The following is a 14,981-nucleotide window of genomic DNA, read 5'->3' as shown; positions in this document are numbered from 1 at the left end:
TTGCCGAACGCGTACGGGCTGGGCAATGCCATGAGCCCTCTGCTCATGCCGCCCACTCCAGCCCGAGGCCGGCCAGCGCGATGCGCTGCTCGGGCGTGAGCTTCTCCCGCTGGCTCTTGACGTTGTTCATGAGATACGCCCAGCACGTCACCGGCTCGGTCGCACCCCCGACCACGACGGGCTCCTGGTGCGCGCGATACCGGCCTGGCCCCAACCCGCTCCACCCTCCGCACGAGAGCCATCAGGCCGCGCTCGAACACCTGCTGTGCCCTGCCCGGTTTCCACCGAGGGCGCGGCCGGCGGCTTCGGGGCGGGAGACGGGTCCTTGATGCCCAGCGCGGTGGTTGTCGGGCAGGAGACGTCGCGGGCCGCTCGGCAGTCCCCGAGGAGCGCGATCCGCTCCGGGCCGCGCTCCTCGACCTTCCAGGCCGCTCACCGAGTCCTTGCTGCTGCTCGGCGCGTTCATCCCGCCCCTGACCCTCCTGCTGGCCGCAGGCGCTCTCGCCCGCGCAGGCGACCTGAATCTCGTTCTGGTCATCGTCATCGTCATCGCCATCGCCATCGCCATCGCCATCGCCATCGCCATCGCCACCGGCGCGGTCGTGGCCGGGGCCTTCGGCCACCGACCCGGCGCCCGCTCGGTAGCCGCCTGCGCACCGGCCGGCTCGGCCGCCGCATCCCCACTGCTGCCTGGCAGCGAACCGAAGCGCTCACGGCCCGCCGCGGCGGCCAGGCCGTCTTCCCGTCCCCCTTCGCCTCCCTCGTACGTACCCTGACTCCCCACCTGACCGGGGCGACCCCCCTGCCCTACCGGCGCATCGCCCCCTACAGCCTGCTCGCGCCTCCGTTGGGGAGATCCTTCAGCTGGCCGCCGAGGTGCTGGCCGCGCGCGCCGCTGACGAGGCGGCCGCCGCGATCAGCGTGCACCTGCCGCTTCTGCACCGCCACACGCCGCCGAGTTCACCGCCGCCCACCCCGAGCTCCCCGCCCTCACCCCCGGCCGGTCGATGCCGGCCGCCGCGTGGCTGCGCTGGGGCGGGCACGACCCGTCGCTGCTCGCCGCTCCCGGCTGGCACCGGCTCCCTGACGCGGCGCGCGGACACATCCCGGCGCCGACCGGCATCTCGCCCACGACTGCTCACAGACACCGGCGACGTCCTGGGCGACCCGTCGGCTGCCTGGACGGAGCTGGCCGCCGGTCCCGACGGCGCGGCCGCGGCCCGTCGGATCCTGGCCGCGCTTGCCGCTCACGCCCCGCACCGGCCGGGCCCAGCCGGTACTCCGCCGGACCCGGCCTGGTCGGCGGGCGCGGTGAGCCCCTCGTACAGGTAGGTGATCACGCTCAGCACGGGTGTGCTGCGCCCTTTCCTGACCGGGCTGCGGAAGCCACCGCCGCATCCAGGCGGTCAGGAGTCGGGCACGGCCGGTGGTCGGGATGAGCAGCTTGCGAAGGCGTGAACCTGGGCCGGCGAGGTCTGTCATCCGGCGGCAGGCACCGGTCAGCCGGGAGACGGGACGGCGGCGCTGCGGGGCACAACCCCGGTGCGGACCGGCCTGCCCGCGTGATAGGCCTCTTGAGCATGGAGGATCTGGTGACAGCGCGGCTTGTACTGCATCCCCTGACCATCGCCGAGGCGCGACGACTGGTGATGGGTGCGGCGGGCGAGCGTGCCCACGATGAGTCGTGGGCACCCGGATACCCGGACGAAGGCGATGTGGCGGGCGCCCGGCGGTTCTTGCGCAGCTGCGCGAGCACGGGCGACCCGCAGCCCTTCGGCCCGTACGAGATCCGGCGTCGGCAGGACGGGCTCGCCGTCGGCGGAGTGGCCTTCCACGGCCACGCCGACGACTGGGGGATCGTCACCATAGGCTACGGCCTGGTCCCCTCGGCACGGGGCCGGGGATTCGCCACCGAAGCGCTCCGGGCACTGCTGGATCTCGCCCGCGACAACGGCGTGACAGGGGTGGAGGGCGATACGGATCAGCGGAATGTCGCGTCCCAGCGCGTGATGAACGCCGTGGGCATGCGCCTGGTCGCGCAGGACAACCGGCTTAAGTACTACCGAATCTGCTGGCCCGAGGTGCCTGCCACCGCTGTACCCGGCGCCGCTGAGCTGAGCTGAGTGGAGAGCTGAGCGGTTCCTGTCGCACCGGGGTGTCGGTACGGCAGCTCACCTCGCTGTTCGGGGTCCGGCCCGGCCTGCAGCTCGATCACGGCCTGGCCGTATTCGTGCTCGCTCGGCCGCCCAGGTGCGGTGTCTCGACGGTGACCGTGCGCTGGTCGGGATCGACTTCCGGGTCCAGAACGGCAAGCTGTACGGCGTCGGCGACAAGGGCGGCATCTACACCCTCAGCGGTGACGCGAAGGCGGACAGGGTCTCCCAGCTGACGGGGGCGCTGCAGGGCAAGAACTTCGGCGTCGACTGTTCGTCGTACAGGTTCAGGGTGTTGCGGCCGTTGCGGACGTGTTCGGGGACTTCGAAGTCATTTCAGAGGAGTGCTGCGGACAGGTGTGGCTCCGGTGGTGCGTGATCCTGCCGTCACCGGACACCTTCCGCGGAATGAGCGATGTGGAGAGGCCGGGAGACCTGGCCCGAATGCGCCGCCCGCGCGCGATACTGATGATCATGCGCGTCGACTTCGATCCTCAGACCATGCAGTCCCGAGCCTTCTACCAGTTGATGACCGCAGTGGTCGTGCCCCGGCCCATCGCCTGGGTTTCCACCGTGGCCCCTGGTTGCCTTACGCCGAACCTCGCACCGCACTCCTTCTTCACGATCGCCTGTGTCACGCCCCCGGTCGTCCAGTTCACCTCGGTCGGCCGGAAGGACTCGCTGCGCAACATCGAGCAGACGGGCTCGTTCGTGGTGAACCTCGCGCCCGAGCACCTCTTCGAGCAGATCAACGCGACCAGTACCGATTTTCCCCACGGTACGAGCGAGTTCGAGGCGGTCGGCATCGCGACCGAGCCCAGTCTCCGGGTCGCGCCGCCCCGGGTCGCCGCATCGCCGGTGGCGCTCGAATGCGAGCTGCACAGCACCGTGCTCCTCGGGGACTCCACCGTGGTCTTCGGCCGTGTGGTGCACGCGGCCGTCGACGAGGCGGTCCTGGTGGAGGGGCACCCGGAGATCACCCGGATGCGCCCGCTCACCAGGCTCGGCAAGAACGAGTGGGGCACGCTCGGCGGCATCCGTGAGATCGCCCGGGTTCCCTGGGCCCAGTGGCAGAAGGGCGACGGCACCGAAGCGCGGTGAGCGGTCCGCGCACTGCGGTTGTCAGTGGTGGGTGCGATCCTGCCCGTATGGACGAGCTGATGCGGCGTCGGGTGTACGGCGCCGACCATGAGGACCCGGATCCCGGACCACGTCCCGGGCACACCTATCGTGAGCTGGTCGGCGGCCCCCTGGACGGGCTGCTCCTCGACGTGACCGGGTGGTCGGAGACCGCGCTGGCCGAGGGGGCGGCCCTGATCACGGAGATAGGGGCGTACGGCCCGGGCGGCCGCGCCGAGTACGGCCCCCGCCGGGGCGACCTCCACCGGTGGGACTGGCAGGGCGACACCCCTTAACCCGTACCCGCGGCCGGCCCCGGGGACTCGCACCCGTGACCGGCGTCCCGCAACCGGCACCCCCGGGGCCCGCACAGGTCGGCCCGTAGGGTGGGCCGGTGACACTGAGCGCGGCATCCCTCCTCCCGGTCAACCTCACCCTCGGCATCCTGCTGGGCGTGCTGGCCCTGGTGGCGGCGGCCGTGGCCGGCCTGTGCCACCTGTCTCCGGGCGACCCGGCGCACCGGGCCCGGGAGATCCTGATCGCGGGTGTGCGTGCGGCGGTACAGCTCGCGGCGGTTTCCCTCGTCATCACGTGGGCGGTCACCGAGGTGCTGGGACTGCTGGCGTTCCTGGCCGTGATGTTCTCGGTCGCGGTGCGCACGGCCGGTCGCCGGATCACCGCCAACCACACGTGGTGGCTGACGTGCGTGCCGATCGCCGCGGGGGTGGTGCCGGTGGTCGGCTCACTGCTGCTGACCGGACTCGTACCGCTGAAGGGCATCGCGCTGATCCCGGTCACCGGCATCCTCATCGGCGGGGCGCTCACGGTGACCGTCCAGGCCGGACGGCGGGCGCTGGACGAACTGGAGCAGCGGCGGGGGGAGGTGGAGGCGGCCATGGCGCTGGGGTTCTCGGACCGGGAAGCCAGGGTGGAGATCTCGAGGCCCTCCGCGTCCGACGCGCTGCTGCCCGGCCTCGACCAGACCCGGACCGTCGGGCTGGTCACGCTGCCCGGCGCGTTCGTCGGGATGCTGCTGGGCGGTGCGAGCCCGCTGATGGCCGGCGCGGTGCAGCTCTTCGTACTGGTCGCGCTGATGGCCGTGCAGTCGATCGCGGTGGCGATCACCGTCGAACTCGTGGCCCGCCACCGCCTCTTCCGCCCTGTGCGGGGGTGACGCGCGTGATCGGCGCTGTTCGATCACAGCTTGCTCACACCTGACGAGAACCCTTGTCGGTCGCACATGCCTGACGAATGATCACTCCTGGCCCCGGCGGCAGGACGGACAGGCGTTCCCTGCCGACTGCGCGAAGCGACGACTGTGCGAAGCGACGACTGTGCGAAGCGACTCTTCGACTCCGGTGGCCCTCACACCGGATCACCCGAGGGAATCTGCCCCATGAGCGCTGTCGTGCCTCCCGAAAGACCCGAGAACCCCGAAAGACCCGAGAACCCCGAGAGCAGGGACGGGAGCGGCTCCGACGAGAGCCGGCCCGGCGCGCCGGACGAGACGTGGGCGGCCTTCCTGAGCGCGAGCGGCTCCGACGCGCGGCCCGCCCGGAAGGAACCGTCGGCGAAAGAGCGCCGGGCCAAGGCCCGAGAGGTGGCCGCGGCTCTTCCGGAGGGCTGGCGTACGGGACCGGCTTGGCAGGAGATCAACGGGACCCGGCCCCGCCGTCTGCCGGCCGTCGTCGGGCTCCTGGCGTGCGTGCTGATCACCGCGGTCTGCGTACGGCCCGGGCTGGTCCTGGACCATCTCCCCGGTCACACGCCGGCCGACGCCGACGCCGCCGGGGAGGCGGTCGCCCCGTTGCCTGCCGAGACGGCCCTGCCCACCGGCGCCCCGGCCGAGTCGGACGAGCTGCGGCTGCCCACTCTCGCCCAGCCTTTCCGCGGCTCTCCCGCGCTGGCCTGGGCGGACGGCGCCGCCGGCATCGAGCTACCGCCCGCGAAGCCGACCGGGGGCCTCAGCCGGAGCGACGTGGAGCAAGCCCTCCGGAACACCAAGGAGTATCTGAGGGGGACCAGCCTGGACTCCGCCGTTCTGCGCGGCGCCGAACCGACCGCGGCGCTGGCCCTCGTCGACCCGGCGCAGAAGGGCTTCACGGACCGGATACGGAAGGGGCTGCACAAGCCCGACCCGTCGGACGACCCCCTGAACGTGATCAGCCGCTTCGATCCCGCCGAGCTGCGTCCGGCGGGCGACGTGGTGAAGGTGCGCGGCCACATGACGTTCGCCGCCGCCGGCGAGCCCGGCCAGGTGCGGATCCACGCGGACTACACCTTTGTCTACCCGCTGGTCCGCGCCGAGGGCGGTGACAAGACCGTGGCGCGCACCATCGTCCGGCGCGACCTGGACGTCGTGGTCGTCGACCCGGCCAAGTGGGTCGCCACGGAGGGGAAGATCAGTATCGGGACGTACCACGCGGAGTTCTTCAACACCGAGTGCGGGGTCACCGACGGATGGTTCCACCCCGTGTTCCCCGACGGCCGGTCCACCGGCGAACCCGCCACGGGCCCCGCGTCGGACCCCTACGACCGCCACGCCCCGATCGAGGAACCGAAGGCGGACGACCCCGAGTGCGGGACGACCACCCGGTCGTGACCCACCACAGCCGGCACCGCTGTCACCACGAGTGGTGCCGCCGCCGCCACGGGCAGTGCCGGTGCCCGGCGCTGCGCGGAGCGTGAGGACGGCCCGACGGGGGCCGGGGGCCCGTGCGACCAGGAGTGAAACGAGTCGTGTTCGTACGGCTCCGACGCGCGGGGCGGCCCGTCGCGGTGCGGCGTCACGCCGCTTCGTACCGGTGGGCCCGGCCGCCGCGCCACTCGACCCACATCGGGTTGTCGAGTATCCGGTCGGGGTCGTCCAGCCCGGCTTCGGCCAGGAAGACGATCACGTCCTGGTCCGAATGGGCGAGCCCCAGTATCTCGTCGCGGCCCTCGTAGTGAACGGTCACGCGACGGCCTCCGGAGGGGGTCGGCCGGTGTATGACGATCGGTGGAGTTGCCATGCGCCCAGCGTGCGACGGGATGGCTCCCGTCGCATCCGGCGCGGGGCTGCCGGTGGCTCCCCGCGCTCCCGGTCATGGGTCGACCGGGCGGCCGGCGCCGGTCCAGGGGCGGCGGGTCCCGGGGAAGGCTGATCCGGGCGATTGGCCCGAGAGCGCGCTCTGCCGGGGACGACGGGGAGGTTCCGGGAGTCGAGCCCGTCGGGCGGGCGGAGAAAAGCCCCCGTGACGCCCGAATGCCCCCAGGTGGGCCTGGGGGCATTCGGGCGTCACCGCGTCGGCTCAGCCCGCCGACTCGCCCGCGTGGGGGCTCAGCACACCCGCGCTGACCAGCACGAAGAGGACGATTCCGAGGGCGATCCGGTAGTAGACGAACGGCATGAAGCTCTTGGACGAGATGAACTTCATGAACCAGGCGATGACCACGTAACCGACCACGAAAGCGACCAGGGTCGCGAAGATCGTCGGGCCCCAGGAGACATGGCCCTCGCCCGCGTCCTTGAGCTCGAAGACACCGGAGGCCAGGACGGCGGGGATGGCCAGCAGGAAGGAGTAGCGGGCTGCGGCCTCCCGGGTGTAGCCCATCAGCAGACCACCGCTGATGGTGGCGCCCGAGCGGGAGACGCCCGGGATCAGCGCCATGGCCTGGCAGAGCCCGTAGACCAGGCCGTCCCGCACGCCCAGGTCCTGGAGCGACTTGCGCTCCTTGGCGGCGCGGTGCCTGCCACCGGCCTCGTCGCGGGCCGCGAGCCGGTCCGCGATGCCGAGGACGATGCCCATGACGATCAGGGTCGTCGCGATCAGGCGGAGATCGCGGAAGGGGCCCTCGATCTGGTCCTTGAAGGCCACCCCGAGGACACCGATCGGAATCGAGCCGACGATGACCAGCCAGCCCATCTGGGCGTCGTGGTTGCCGCGCATCTCGCGCTTGTAGAGCGACTGGAACCAGGACGAGATGATGCGGACGATGTCCTCGCGGAAGTAGATGATCACCGCCGCTTCCGTGCCGATCTGGGTGATGGCGGTGAACGCCGCACCAGGGTCGTGCCAGCCCGCGAAAGCGGCGGTCAGCCGCAGATGGGCGCTGGAGGAGATCGGCAGGAACTCGGTCAGTCCCTGAACGAGGCCCAGGACGAATGATTCGAACCAGCTCATGGGGCTTAGGCCATCCCGGAAGTGATCAGGCTACGGCCGCACGACATGAGGACGTCGGCAGCGTGCGAATACGGTCAGAAAAGGACAAGGCGAAAGCCTCGGAGATCTTTTGTCGTCCGGCGCAGAGTATCGCCTGTGGGTGAACGCCCTGACTCCTGCCCCCGCCCGGAGCCTGCTCCACGTCCGCGCGCGCCCTTCCCCCGCTCTGCCGCCGGAGCGGACCCGCGGGCTCAGGCAGCTGTGCCGAACCGGTGGCGTTTGCGCCAGGCGACCAGCGCGCCTCCGACGGCCGACAGCACGATGAACCCCGTAGCGACGAGGAACGCGGGGGACGTCGGCGAGGCGGCCTCGCTGCCCGCCACGACGTAGGCGGCCGTGTTGGGGATGGAACCGAGCCCGGTCGCCAGCAGGAACGGCGCGTACCGCATGCGGGAGGTGGCCGCGCAGTAGTTGGCGGCGGCGAACGGCACACCCGGGAACAGCCGGAGCGCCAGCATGGAACGGAAACCGTGCCGGCTCAGCAGACCGTCCGCCGCCTTCAGCCAGCGCCCGCGCACCAGGGTGCGCAGCGCGTCCTGCCCCAGCACCCGGCCGAGCAGAAAGGAGATACCGGCCCCGAGAACCGTGCCCGCGAGGGCCGCGGCCAGACCTGCCTGGGTGCCGAAGAGCGCTCCCGCCGCCAGGTTGAGGAGGGGGCGGGGCGCGAAGGCCACGGTGCAGACGCCGTACGCCAGCCCGAACAGGAGGACCGCCGTGCCGCCCGTCAGCTGGGACGGCCAGCCGGAGGAGAGCATCCGCTGTGGATCGAACAGCAGCATGCTCGACGCGGCGGCGACGAGCACCACCACGAGCAGGGAGAACCGGGACCAGGGGGACAGCAGCGCCTTCGAACAGCGCAGGGCCGGACCGTTGCGGGGACGGGCCGCGGGGACGGGTTCGAACATTTGGGGAGAGTAACGGAAAGAGGCATGTGATCGCCGTAATGTACGCGTGATGACCTGACGGGCCGACAGCAGAGCTCGTCCGCTTCCCTCGCACGTGCCCCGCCCGGCACGCGCGAGCACGCGCCGCCCGACATACCCGGGGCCGAGTCGGCGCCGCGTCCCTCCCGCGCCGGAAAACCGGTCGACGCGCACCGCGCCGACCGGACATCATCCAGGACATGTCCCGGTACGCCTTCCCCGCAGCGCCGTCCGCAGTCGCGGACGCGCCGAAGGCTGCCGCGAACACCGGCGTCGCATTCCCCGCCGCGGCATCCCCGGCGACCGCGTGCACCGCGGCGGCATTTCCGGCCGCGGCCACCTTTGTCGCACCGGCGCCGCTCGGCGGCGCCCGAAGCTGACCCTCCTCCGACTGTCCGGCGGACCCCGTGAGGGGAGGGTCGGACGGGTTCAGGGGTCCCCTCCCACGGCTTCGAAACCAAGGAACGAGCCATGCCCAAGACGGCATTCGTCCGCACCAAGCCCCACCTCAACATCGGGACCATGGGCCACGTCGACCACGGGAAGACGACGCTCACCGCCGCCATCACCAAGGTGCTCAGCGCGCGGCCGGGCGCTTCCACCTCGTACGTCGCGTTCGACCGTATCGACCGCGCCCCCGAGGAGAGCCGGCGCGGCATCACCATCAACCTCGCCCACGTCGAGTACGAGACCGACACCCGGCACTACGCCCACGTCGACATGCCCGGTCACGCCGACTTCATCAAGAACATGGTCACCGGAGCGGCTCAGCTCGACGGGGCGATCCTCGTCGTCTCCGCCCTGGACGGCGTCATGCCGCAGACCGCCGAGCACGTGCTGCTGGCCCGTCAGGTCGGCGTGGACCACATCGTCGTCGCCCTGAACAAGTCGGACATCGCCGATCCCGAGCTGGCAGAACTGGTCGAGATGGAGGTGCGCGACCTGCTCTCCGCCCACGGGTACGGAGGCGACTCGGTCCCCGTCGTCCAGGTCTCCGGTCTCCGGGCGCTGGAGGGCGACCCGCGCTGGACGGCGGCGATCGAGGGGCTGCTCGACGCCGTGGACACGTACGTGCCGATGCCGGTGCGCTACACGGACGCGCCCTTCCTGCTCCCGGTGGAGAACGTGCTCACCATCACCGGACGCGGCACCGTCGTCACCGGCGCGGTCGAGCGCGGCACCGTACGCATCGGTGACCGGGTCCACGTGCTCGGCGCCGACACCGAGACGGTGGTCACCGGCCTGGAGACCTTCGGCAGGCCGATGGAGTCCGCCCAGGCCGGGGACAACGTCGCCCTGCTGCTGCGCGGAGTGGAGCGCGACCGGGTACGGCGGGGCCACGTCGTGGCGGCGCCGGGCAGCACCACCCCGACGCGCCGTTTCACCGCCCAGGTCTACGTGCTGTCCGCCCGCGAGGGTGGCCGCACCACCCCGGTCGCCACCGGCTACCGGCCGCAGTTCTACATCCGTACCGCGGACGTGGTCGGTGACGTGGACCTGGGGACGGCCGGGACGGCGCGCCCGGGGGAGACGGTCACCATGACCGTGGAGCTCGGCCGGGACGTCCCGCTGGAGGCCGGGCTCGGCTTCGCCATCCGCGAGGGCGGCCGCACCGTCGGCGCGGGTACCGTCACCGCGCTGCTCTGAGCCGCGCCCGGCGCGAAGGCCGCAGCGGAGCACAGGGCCGTGGCGGCCGGGGCCCGCCTCCCCCACCCGGGGAGGCGGGCCCGACGGGATCCGCGTCCCTCCGCGTTCCGCGGGACGCCGCACCATGCCGGACGCCTCACAATGGGGGAGTGAACGAGCCGATACCCGTCATCCGCGACATCGACCGGGGCACCGCCCGCCTGCTGCCCGACGTGGACCGGGACCGCGCGTGGCTCCTCACGGTCGACGGGGCCCCGCAGTCCTACGTGGACCTGGACGACCCCGCGTACCTGGAGTTCGAGTACGTCCAGCGGCTCGCGCACGTGCTGGACACGGCCGCCGCCCCCGGCGAACCGCTCGACGTTCTCCACCTGGGCGGCGGGGCACTGACCCTGCCGCGCTACACCGCCGCCACCCGGCCCGGCTCCCGGCAACGGGTCGCCGAGGCCGACCGGGGGCTGCTGGAGCTGGTGACCGAGCTGCTGCCGTTGCCGGACGACAGCGGGATCACCGTGCACGCCGAGGACGCCCGGGAGCTTCTGGAGCGGACCGCGCCCGGCTCGGTCGACGTACTGATCGCCGACGTCTTCGGCGGGTCGCGTGTTCCGGCCCACCTCACCTCCGTCGAGTACGCGCGGTCCGCCGCCCGGGTGCTCCGCACGGACGGGATCTACGCCGCCAATCTCGCCGACAGCGCGCCCTTCGGCTTCCTCCGCTCGCAGCTCGCCGGCTTCGCCGCCGTCTTTCCCGAGCTCGCGGTCGTGGCCGAACCCGCCGTGCTGCGCGGTCGGCGTTTCGGGAACGTCGTCCTGCTGGCCGCGCACACACCGCTGGACACCGCCGGGCTCACCCGCCGCTGCGCGGGCGACGCGTTCCCCGCCCGGGTCGAACACGGACCTGCGCTCACCCGCCTGATCGGGCGGGCGGAACCGGTCGGCGACGCCGACGCGGTCGCCTCACCCGAGCCTCCCGACGGCGCCTTCAGCATCGGCTGAGGTACCGGCCGGCAGGGCCGCACCGGCACCCGGGACCGAAACGGCGCCCTCGGATCCGGCGCCGCCGGCCGCGACGGGCCCGGTGTGCTCGCGCCGGGTCATGTTCCGTACGTCCGGTACGAGCAGGACCAGCGCGGTCATGAGCACCACCAGCACGGCGCACCCCCAGAGCGCCGTGCCCCGCCCGACGAGGCCTTCGACCGGACCGGCCACCGCCGTGGCGAGCGGCAGCATGGCCACGGAGCCGAACCAGTCGTAGGCGGAGACCCGCGAGAGCTTCTCCTCCGGGATCTCCTGGTGCATTGTCGTCATCCAGGACACCCCGAACACCTCTATGGCGACGCCGCTCACGAACATCACGACGCAGAGCCCCGCCACCGGCAGCGGTACGGCGAGCGCCGCCGACGGGAGGGCGAGCGGGAAGACGCCCAGCGTGCCCGCGAGCAGCAGCCGCCGGGGCTTCCACCGGGACATCAGCAGCGCCCCGCCGAGCGTGCCCACACCGAAGGTGGCGAGGGCGGTGCCCCAGGGGCCCGGGCCCCCGAACTCGTCGCGGGCGACCAGCGGGCCGTAGACCGACTCGGCGGCGCCGACGACCGCCACCACCACCGAGAACTGCGCCACGATCGACCAGAGCCAGGGTCGGCCGATGAACTCCTGCCACCCCTCGCGCAGGTCGGAGAGGAGGCCGCCGCCCGGCTCGCGGGCGGGGATGTGGCTCACGTCGAGGAAGGCACGGAGCGCACCGGCGACCGCGAAGCCCACCGCGTCCACGGCCAGCACCCATCCGGGATTCATGGCGGAGGCCATGACGCCGCCGAGCGCGGCCCCTCCGATGCCCGCACCCTGGGTCGACATGCGGAAGAAGGAGAAGGCGCGCGCGGACTGCTCCGCAGTGACCGAGGACATCAGCATGCCCTCGGCGGCCGGGTTGAAGAAGGCCTGTCCGGTACCGCAGAGCGCGGTGAGCACCATCATCTGCCAGAGCTCGGCGGTGCCGGTCAGCACCAGCAGGGCGAAGGCGGCCTGGGAGACGCAGTTGAGCGCGTTGGCCGCGACCATCACCCGGTGACGCGGCATCCGGTCCGCGACGGCCCCGCCGATCAGGATGAAGACCACCAGCGGCAGGGTGCGCGCGGCGGCCACGAGACCGATGTCCCCGCCGTCCCCGCCCTGCTGGAGCACCGCGAACGAAGTGGCAATGAGGGCGCTGCTGCTGCCCACGCCGGTGATGATGGCGGCGCTGGTCAGCAGGGTGTAGTTGCGGCCGGCCCACTCGGGGCGGCGCCGCTTCGCGGGGGAAGGAGCGGGGGTCGTCACCCAGGGACTAAACACGCCGGGACCCCGCGTTGCCAAATGGATATGTCCCCGGCAGGGCACGAGGTCCGGCTTTCACCCGGTTTCGCCGCCCCGCCCGGGAAGAGCCGGGCGGCAGAACCATGGGTGTCGAAGGCGCGTCGGGAGGGCGTGGCGGGCGGTGGATCAGGAGCTGACGTCCACCAGCCGGACGGTGCTCAGGATCTTGTCGATGGTGGTGTCGGGCAGTTCGTCGTCCACACCGGTGGCGCCGAAGAAGACCCAGCTCGCGTAGGCCCCGTCACTGTTCTTGAAGCTGAAGACGACCGACTTCCCGTCCGTGTCGCACTTGTGCTTCTTCGCCAGGCCGAGCGCGGTGGCCCTGGCGACGCTCCCGGTCAGACCTGATGTGCTGGTGAACGGCTCCGGAGCGCCGACCTTGATCTTGTCCACCGGGTCGGTCTGCGCGTAGCCGGCCCATACCCACTGTTCCGCGGTTTTCGTCGCCGCCTCGTCGGTCGACTTGGCGCCCTGCGCACCCTTGCTGCCGACGCCGGCGAGGCTGGTCTCCTCGTCGTGCCCGTCCTTGTCGGAGTCGTCCACGCACCACTTGCTCTTGAGGTACGCGGGCGCGGTGAAGACGGCGGCGGGCGTGCCCGTCGGATCCTTGGCGCTCTCGAACCCGGCGCTCATGCCGGCGGACGACACCTCCCAGTCACCCGGTACCTCGAACCGCGTCCCCCACTTGGGGTTGGTGACGACCTTCCACCCGGGCACGGTCGGCTTCGGATCGTCGTCGCCGCTCCGCGGATTGGCGGGCGCGGAGGTCTCGGCGGACGGCGTCGCCGAAGCGGACGACGATGCCTTGCCGTCGGCGACGTCCTTGCCGCTGGGTTTGTCGTCCTTCTTCATCACCACGACGCCGGTGACGACCGCCGTCACCACCACCGCGGCTGCCGCGACCACGGCGACCACCGCGGTCTTCCGCTTGTCGTCGGGCCGCTGCGGCCCGACGGGCGGCGGCTGCACGGTGTAGGCCGGGACGGTCGGCTGCTGATAAGGGTTCGGCTGCGGCGGGCCGGGATTCGGCCCGCCCTGCGGATAGCCGTAACCGGGCTGCTGCCCCTGCGGCTGTCCCTGGTGTCCCGGCCGGCCCTGCGGGTAGCCCGGCTGCTGATACGGATTCGGCTGCTGGTACCCCGGCTGCTGGTACGGATTCTGATTCGGGTCCTGCGGGTTCTGCTCGCCCCCGGGCGGCTGCTGTCCTGGCCACATGGCCAGTAACCATAGAGGGACGCGGAGTCGGCGGCCATGGCCGCCCCCGCAGGGGGATGGCCAAGCGCGCCTACTCGTGAGTAACATCCTGGCCATGAGCGCTGCAGAAGAGAAGAACCTGGGCGACATGCTCGCCGCGACGGTGCCGATGGTGCGCACCCTCGACCTCGAATTCCTGGAGACGGGAGCGGAGCGTGCGGTGCTGCGCCTGCCCGATCAGGCCGACTACCACAACCACCTCGGCGGACCGCACGCCGGAGCGATGTTCACGCTCGCCGAGTCCGCCAGCGGCGCGATCGTGATGGCGGCCTTCGGGGACCAGCTCGACCGCGCCGTGCCGCTCGCCGTCCGTGCCGAGATCGGCTACCGCAAGCTGGCCATGGGGGAGGTCACCGCGACCGCCACCCTGGGCCGTCCCGCCGCCGACGTGGTGGCCGAGCTCGACGAGGGCAAGCGGCCCGAGTTCCCCGTCACGATCGAGATCACCCGCGCCGACGGAGCGGTGACCGGTGAGATGACGGTGATCTGGACACTGCGTCCGCACGGCTGATCCGTCCCGCCGTCCGTGCGGCCCGTGCGGGAACTCCGCCGCCGGGAGCGGCCGTTCCCAGAGGGCCGCGCCCGGTAGGCTGGTGCACTGTGCCTTGCCGCCGCACGGGCGGTCGGCTGGGGGAACACCCGCACGGGAGGAACGGCGTTGCACGTCCAGGAGTGGCTCGAAACCATCCCCGCGCTCAGCATCTACCTTCTGGTGGCGGGCGTCATCGGTCTGGAGAGTCTGGGCATCCCGCTGCCCGGCGAGATCGTCCTCGTCAGCGCGGCTCTGCTCGCGTCCCAGCACGGCGACATCAACCCGTACGTCCTGGGTGCCTGTGCCACCGCGGGGGCAGTCGTCGGCGACTCGATCGGCTACGCGATCGGCAGGAAGGGCGGGCGCCCGCTGCTGGCCTGGCTGGAGGCGAGATTCCCCAAGCACTTCGGTGCCGCCCAGGTGGGCATGGCGGAGCGCTCGTTCGAGAAGTGGGGCATGTGGGCGGTGTTCTTCGGCCGCTTCGTGGCCCTGCTGCGCATCTTCGCGGGGCCGCTCGCCGGTGTCCTGCGCATGCCGTACTGGAAGTTCCTGACCGCCAACGTGCTCGGCGGGATCGTCTGGGCGGGCGGCACCACCGCCGTCATCTATACGGTGGGCGTGGTGGCCGAGGCATGGCTGAAGCGCTTCTCCTGGCTCGGGCTCCTGGTCGCGGTACTCATCGGCCTGACGTCCATGCTGGTGCTGAAGAACCGTGCGAAGAAGGCGGCGGCCCGGTCCGACGAAACCCCGGCCCCCGCCGTCGCGGCGGACTGAGCGCCGAAGGGGCCGGACCGGCCCGG

Annotated in this window: 17 protein-coding genes; 11 read left to right on the top strand and 6 right to left on the bottom strand. The window is 71.9% G+C overall.

What is annotated here, in order from left to right; genetic code table 11:
• Nucleotides 1-43: 43 nt before the first annotated feature.
• Nucleotides 44-175: a hypothetical protein gene (locus ACFZAX_RS26590; protein WP_390964784.1), complete on the bottom strand. Its 132-nt coding sequence runs from the start codon at nucleotides 173-175 to the stop codon at nucleotides 44-46.
• 268 nt (nucleotides 176-443) lie between these two features.
• On the opposite strand from ACFZAX_RS26590, the gene ACFZAX_RS26585 reads away from it, so the two are divergent.
• From ACFZAX_RS26585 to ACFZAX_RS26555, 7 genes are all read left to right on the top strand, one after another.
• Complete coding sequence (locus ACFZAX_RS26585; RefSeq protein ID WP_390964783.1) at nucleotides 444-776, top strand: hypothetical protein; 333 nt, start codon at nucleotides 444-446, stop codon at nucleotides 774-776.
• Between the two features lie 804 nt (nucleotides 777-1,580).
• Nucleotides 1,581-2,123 carry a GNAT family N-acetyltransferase gene (locus ACFZAX_RS26580; protein WP_390964782.1) on the top strand — a complete coding sequence of 181 codons (543 nt, stop codon included), beginning with the start codon at nucleotides 1,581-1,583 and terminating at the stop codon, nucleotides 2,121-2,123.
• A gap of 127 nt (nucleotides 2,124-2,250) precedes the next feature.
• Nucleotides 2,251-2,532 (top strand): DUF4394 domain-containing protein, encoded by a 282-nt coding sequence (locus tag ACFZAX_RS26575; protein ID WP_390964781.1) that lies wholly within the window; start codon nucleotides 2,251-2,253, stop codon nucleotides 2,530-2,532.
• A gap of 95 nt (nucleotides 2,533-2,627) precedes the next feature.
• Nucleotides 2,628-3,254, top strand: a complete 627-nt coding sequence (locus ACFZAX_RS26570) for a flavin reductase (RefSeq protein ID WP_390964840.1) — start codon at nucleotides 2,628-2,630, stop codon at nucleotides 3,252-3,254.
• A gap of 47 nt (nucleotides 3,255-3,301) precedes the next feature.
• Nucleotides 3,302-3,568 (top strand): hypothetical protein, encoded by a 267-nt coding sequence (locus ACFZAX_RS26565; RefSeq protein ID WP_266701666.1) that lies wholly within the window; start codon nucleotides 3,302-3,304, stop codon nucleotides 3,566-3,568.
• A 98-nt stretch (nucleotides 3,569-3,666) separates the two neighbouring features.
• Entirely contained in the window at nucleotides 3,667-4,446 is a 780-nt protein-coding gene (locus ACFZAX_RS26560; RefSeq protein WP_390964780.1) for an ABC transporter permease, read from the top strand.
• A gap of 222 nt (nucleotides 4,447-4,668) precedes the next feature.
• Nucleotides 4,669-5,874, top strand: a complete 1,206-nt coding sequence (locus ACFZAX_RS26555; protein ID WP_390964779.1) for a hypothetical protein — start codon at nucleotides 4,669-4,671, stop codon at nucleotides 5,872-5,874.
• A 184-nt stretch (nucleotides 5,875-6,058) separates the two neighbouring features.
• Here ACFZAX_RS26555 and ACFZAX_RS26550 read toward each other — a convergent pair whose 3' ends face one another.
• The 3 genes from ACFZAX_RS26550 to ACFZAX_RS26540 all read right to left on the bottom strand — a co-directional run bounded on the left by ACFZAX_RS26550 (nucleotide 6,059) and on the right by ACFZAX_RS26540 (nucleotide 8,379).
• The gene (locus ACFZAX_RS26550) at nucleotides 6,059-6,283 is read right to left on the bottom strand and encodes a hypothetical protein (RefSeq protein WP_327174476.1); all 225 of its coding nucleotides are present in this window, start codon (nucleotides 6,281-6,283) and stop codon (nucleotides 6,059-6,061) included.
• A 279-nt stretch (nucleotides 6,284-6,562) separates the two neighbouring features.
• Complete coding sequence (locus ACFZAX_RS26545) at nucleotides 6,563-7,435, bottom strand: undecaprenyl-diphosphate phosphatase (RefSeq protein WP_390964778.1); 873 nt, start codon at nucleotides 7,433-7,435, stop codon at nucleotides 6,563-6,565.
• A 230-nt stretch (nucleotides 7,436-7,665) separates the two neighbouring features.
• Complete coding sequence (locus ACFZAX_RS26540) at nucleotides 7,666-8,379, bottom strand: VTT domain-containing protein (protein WP_390964777.1); 714 nt, start codon at nucleotides 8,377-8,379, stop codon at nucleotides 7,666-7,668.
• 489 nt (nucleotides 8,380-8,868) lie between these two features.
• Here ACFZAX_RS26540 and tuf point away from each other — a divergent pair, with 489 nt between their 5' ends.
• Both tuf and ACFZAX_RS26530 read left to right on the top strand, forming a co-directional pair.
• Nucleotides 8,869-10,044: an elongation factor Tu gene (gene tuf / locus ACFZAX_RS26535; RefSeq protein ID WP_390964776.1), complete on the top strand. Its 1,176-nt coding sequence runs from the start codon at nucleotides 8,869-8,871 to the stop codon at nucleotides 10,042-10,044.
• A 149-nt stretch (nucleotides 10,045-10,193) separates the two neighbouring features.
• Nucleotides 10,194-11,039 (top strand): fused MFS/spermidine synthase, encoded by an 846-nt coding sequence (locus ACFZAX_RS26530; RefSeq protein WP_390964775.1) that lies wholly within the window; start codon nucleotides 10,194-10,196, stop codon nucleotides 11,037-11,039.
• Here the strand turns inward: ACFZAX_RS26530 and ACFZAX_RS26525 are convergent.
• Together ACFZAX_RS26525 and ACFZAX_RS26520 are read right to left on the bottom strand one after the other, a co-directional pair.
• Nucleotides 11,001-12,359 carry an MFS transporter gene (locus ACFZAX_RS26525; RefSeq protein ID WP_390964774.1) on the bottom strand — a complete coding sequence of 453 codons (1,359 nt, stop codon included), beginning with the start codon at nucleotides 12,357-12,359 and terminating at the stop codon, nucleotides 11,001-11,003. The two genes, ACFZAX_RS26530 and ACFZAX_RS26525, sit on opposite strands and share 39 nt — an antisense overlap.
• 162 nt (nucleotides 12,360-12,521) lie before the next feature.
• The gene (locus ACFZAX_RS26520) at nucleotides 12,522-13,610 is read right to left on the bottom strand and encodes a hypothetical protein (RefSeq protein WP_390964773.1); all 1,089 of its coding nucleotides are present in this window, start codon (nucleotides 13,608-13,610) and stop codon (nucleotides 12,522-12,524) included.
• Nucleotides 13,611-13,704: 94 nt separating this feature from the next.
• On the opposite strand from ACFZAX_RS26520, the gene ACFZAX_RS26515 reads away from it, so the two are divergent.
• Together ACFZAX_RS26515 and ACFZAX_RS26510 are read left to right on the top strand one after the other, a co-directional pair.
• On the top strand, nucleotides 13,705-14,160 hold the full coding sequence (locus ACFZAX_RS26515) for a DUF4442 domain-containing protein (protein WP_390964772.1): 456 nt from the start codon (nucleotides 13,705-13,707) through the stop codon (nucleotides 14,158-14,160).
• A 147-nt stretch (nucleotides 14,161-14,307) separates the two neighbouring features.
• Nucleotides 14,308-14,955: a VTT domain-containing protein gene (locus ACFZAX_RS26510; protein ID WP_390964771.1), complete on the top strand. Its 648-nt coding sequence runs from the start codon at nucleotides 14,308-14,310 to the stop codon at nucleotides 14,953-14,955.
• Nucleotides 14,956-14,981 lie beyond the last annotated feature (26 nt).

It is taken from the genome of Streptomyces sp. NPDC008125, assembly GCF_042957125.1.
Lineage (GTDB): Bacteria > Actinomycetota > Actinomycetes > Streptomycetales > Streptomycetaceae > Streptomyces.
This window is presented reverse-complemented; position numbering and strand designations above follow the sequence as displayed.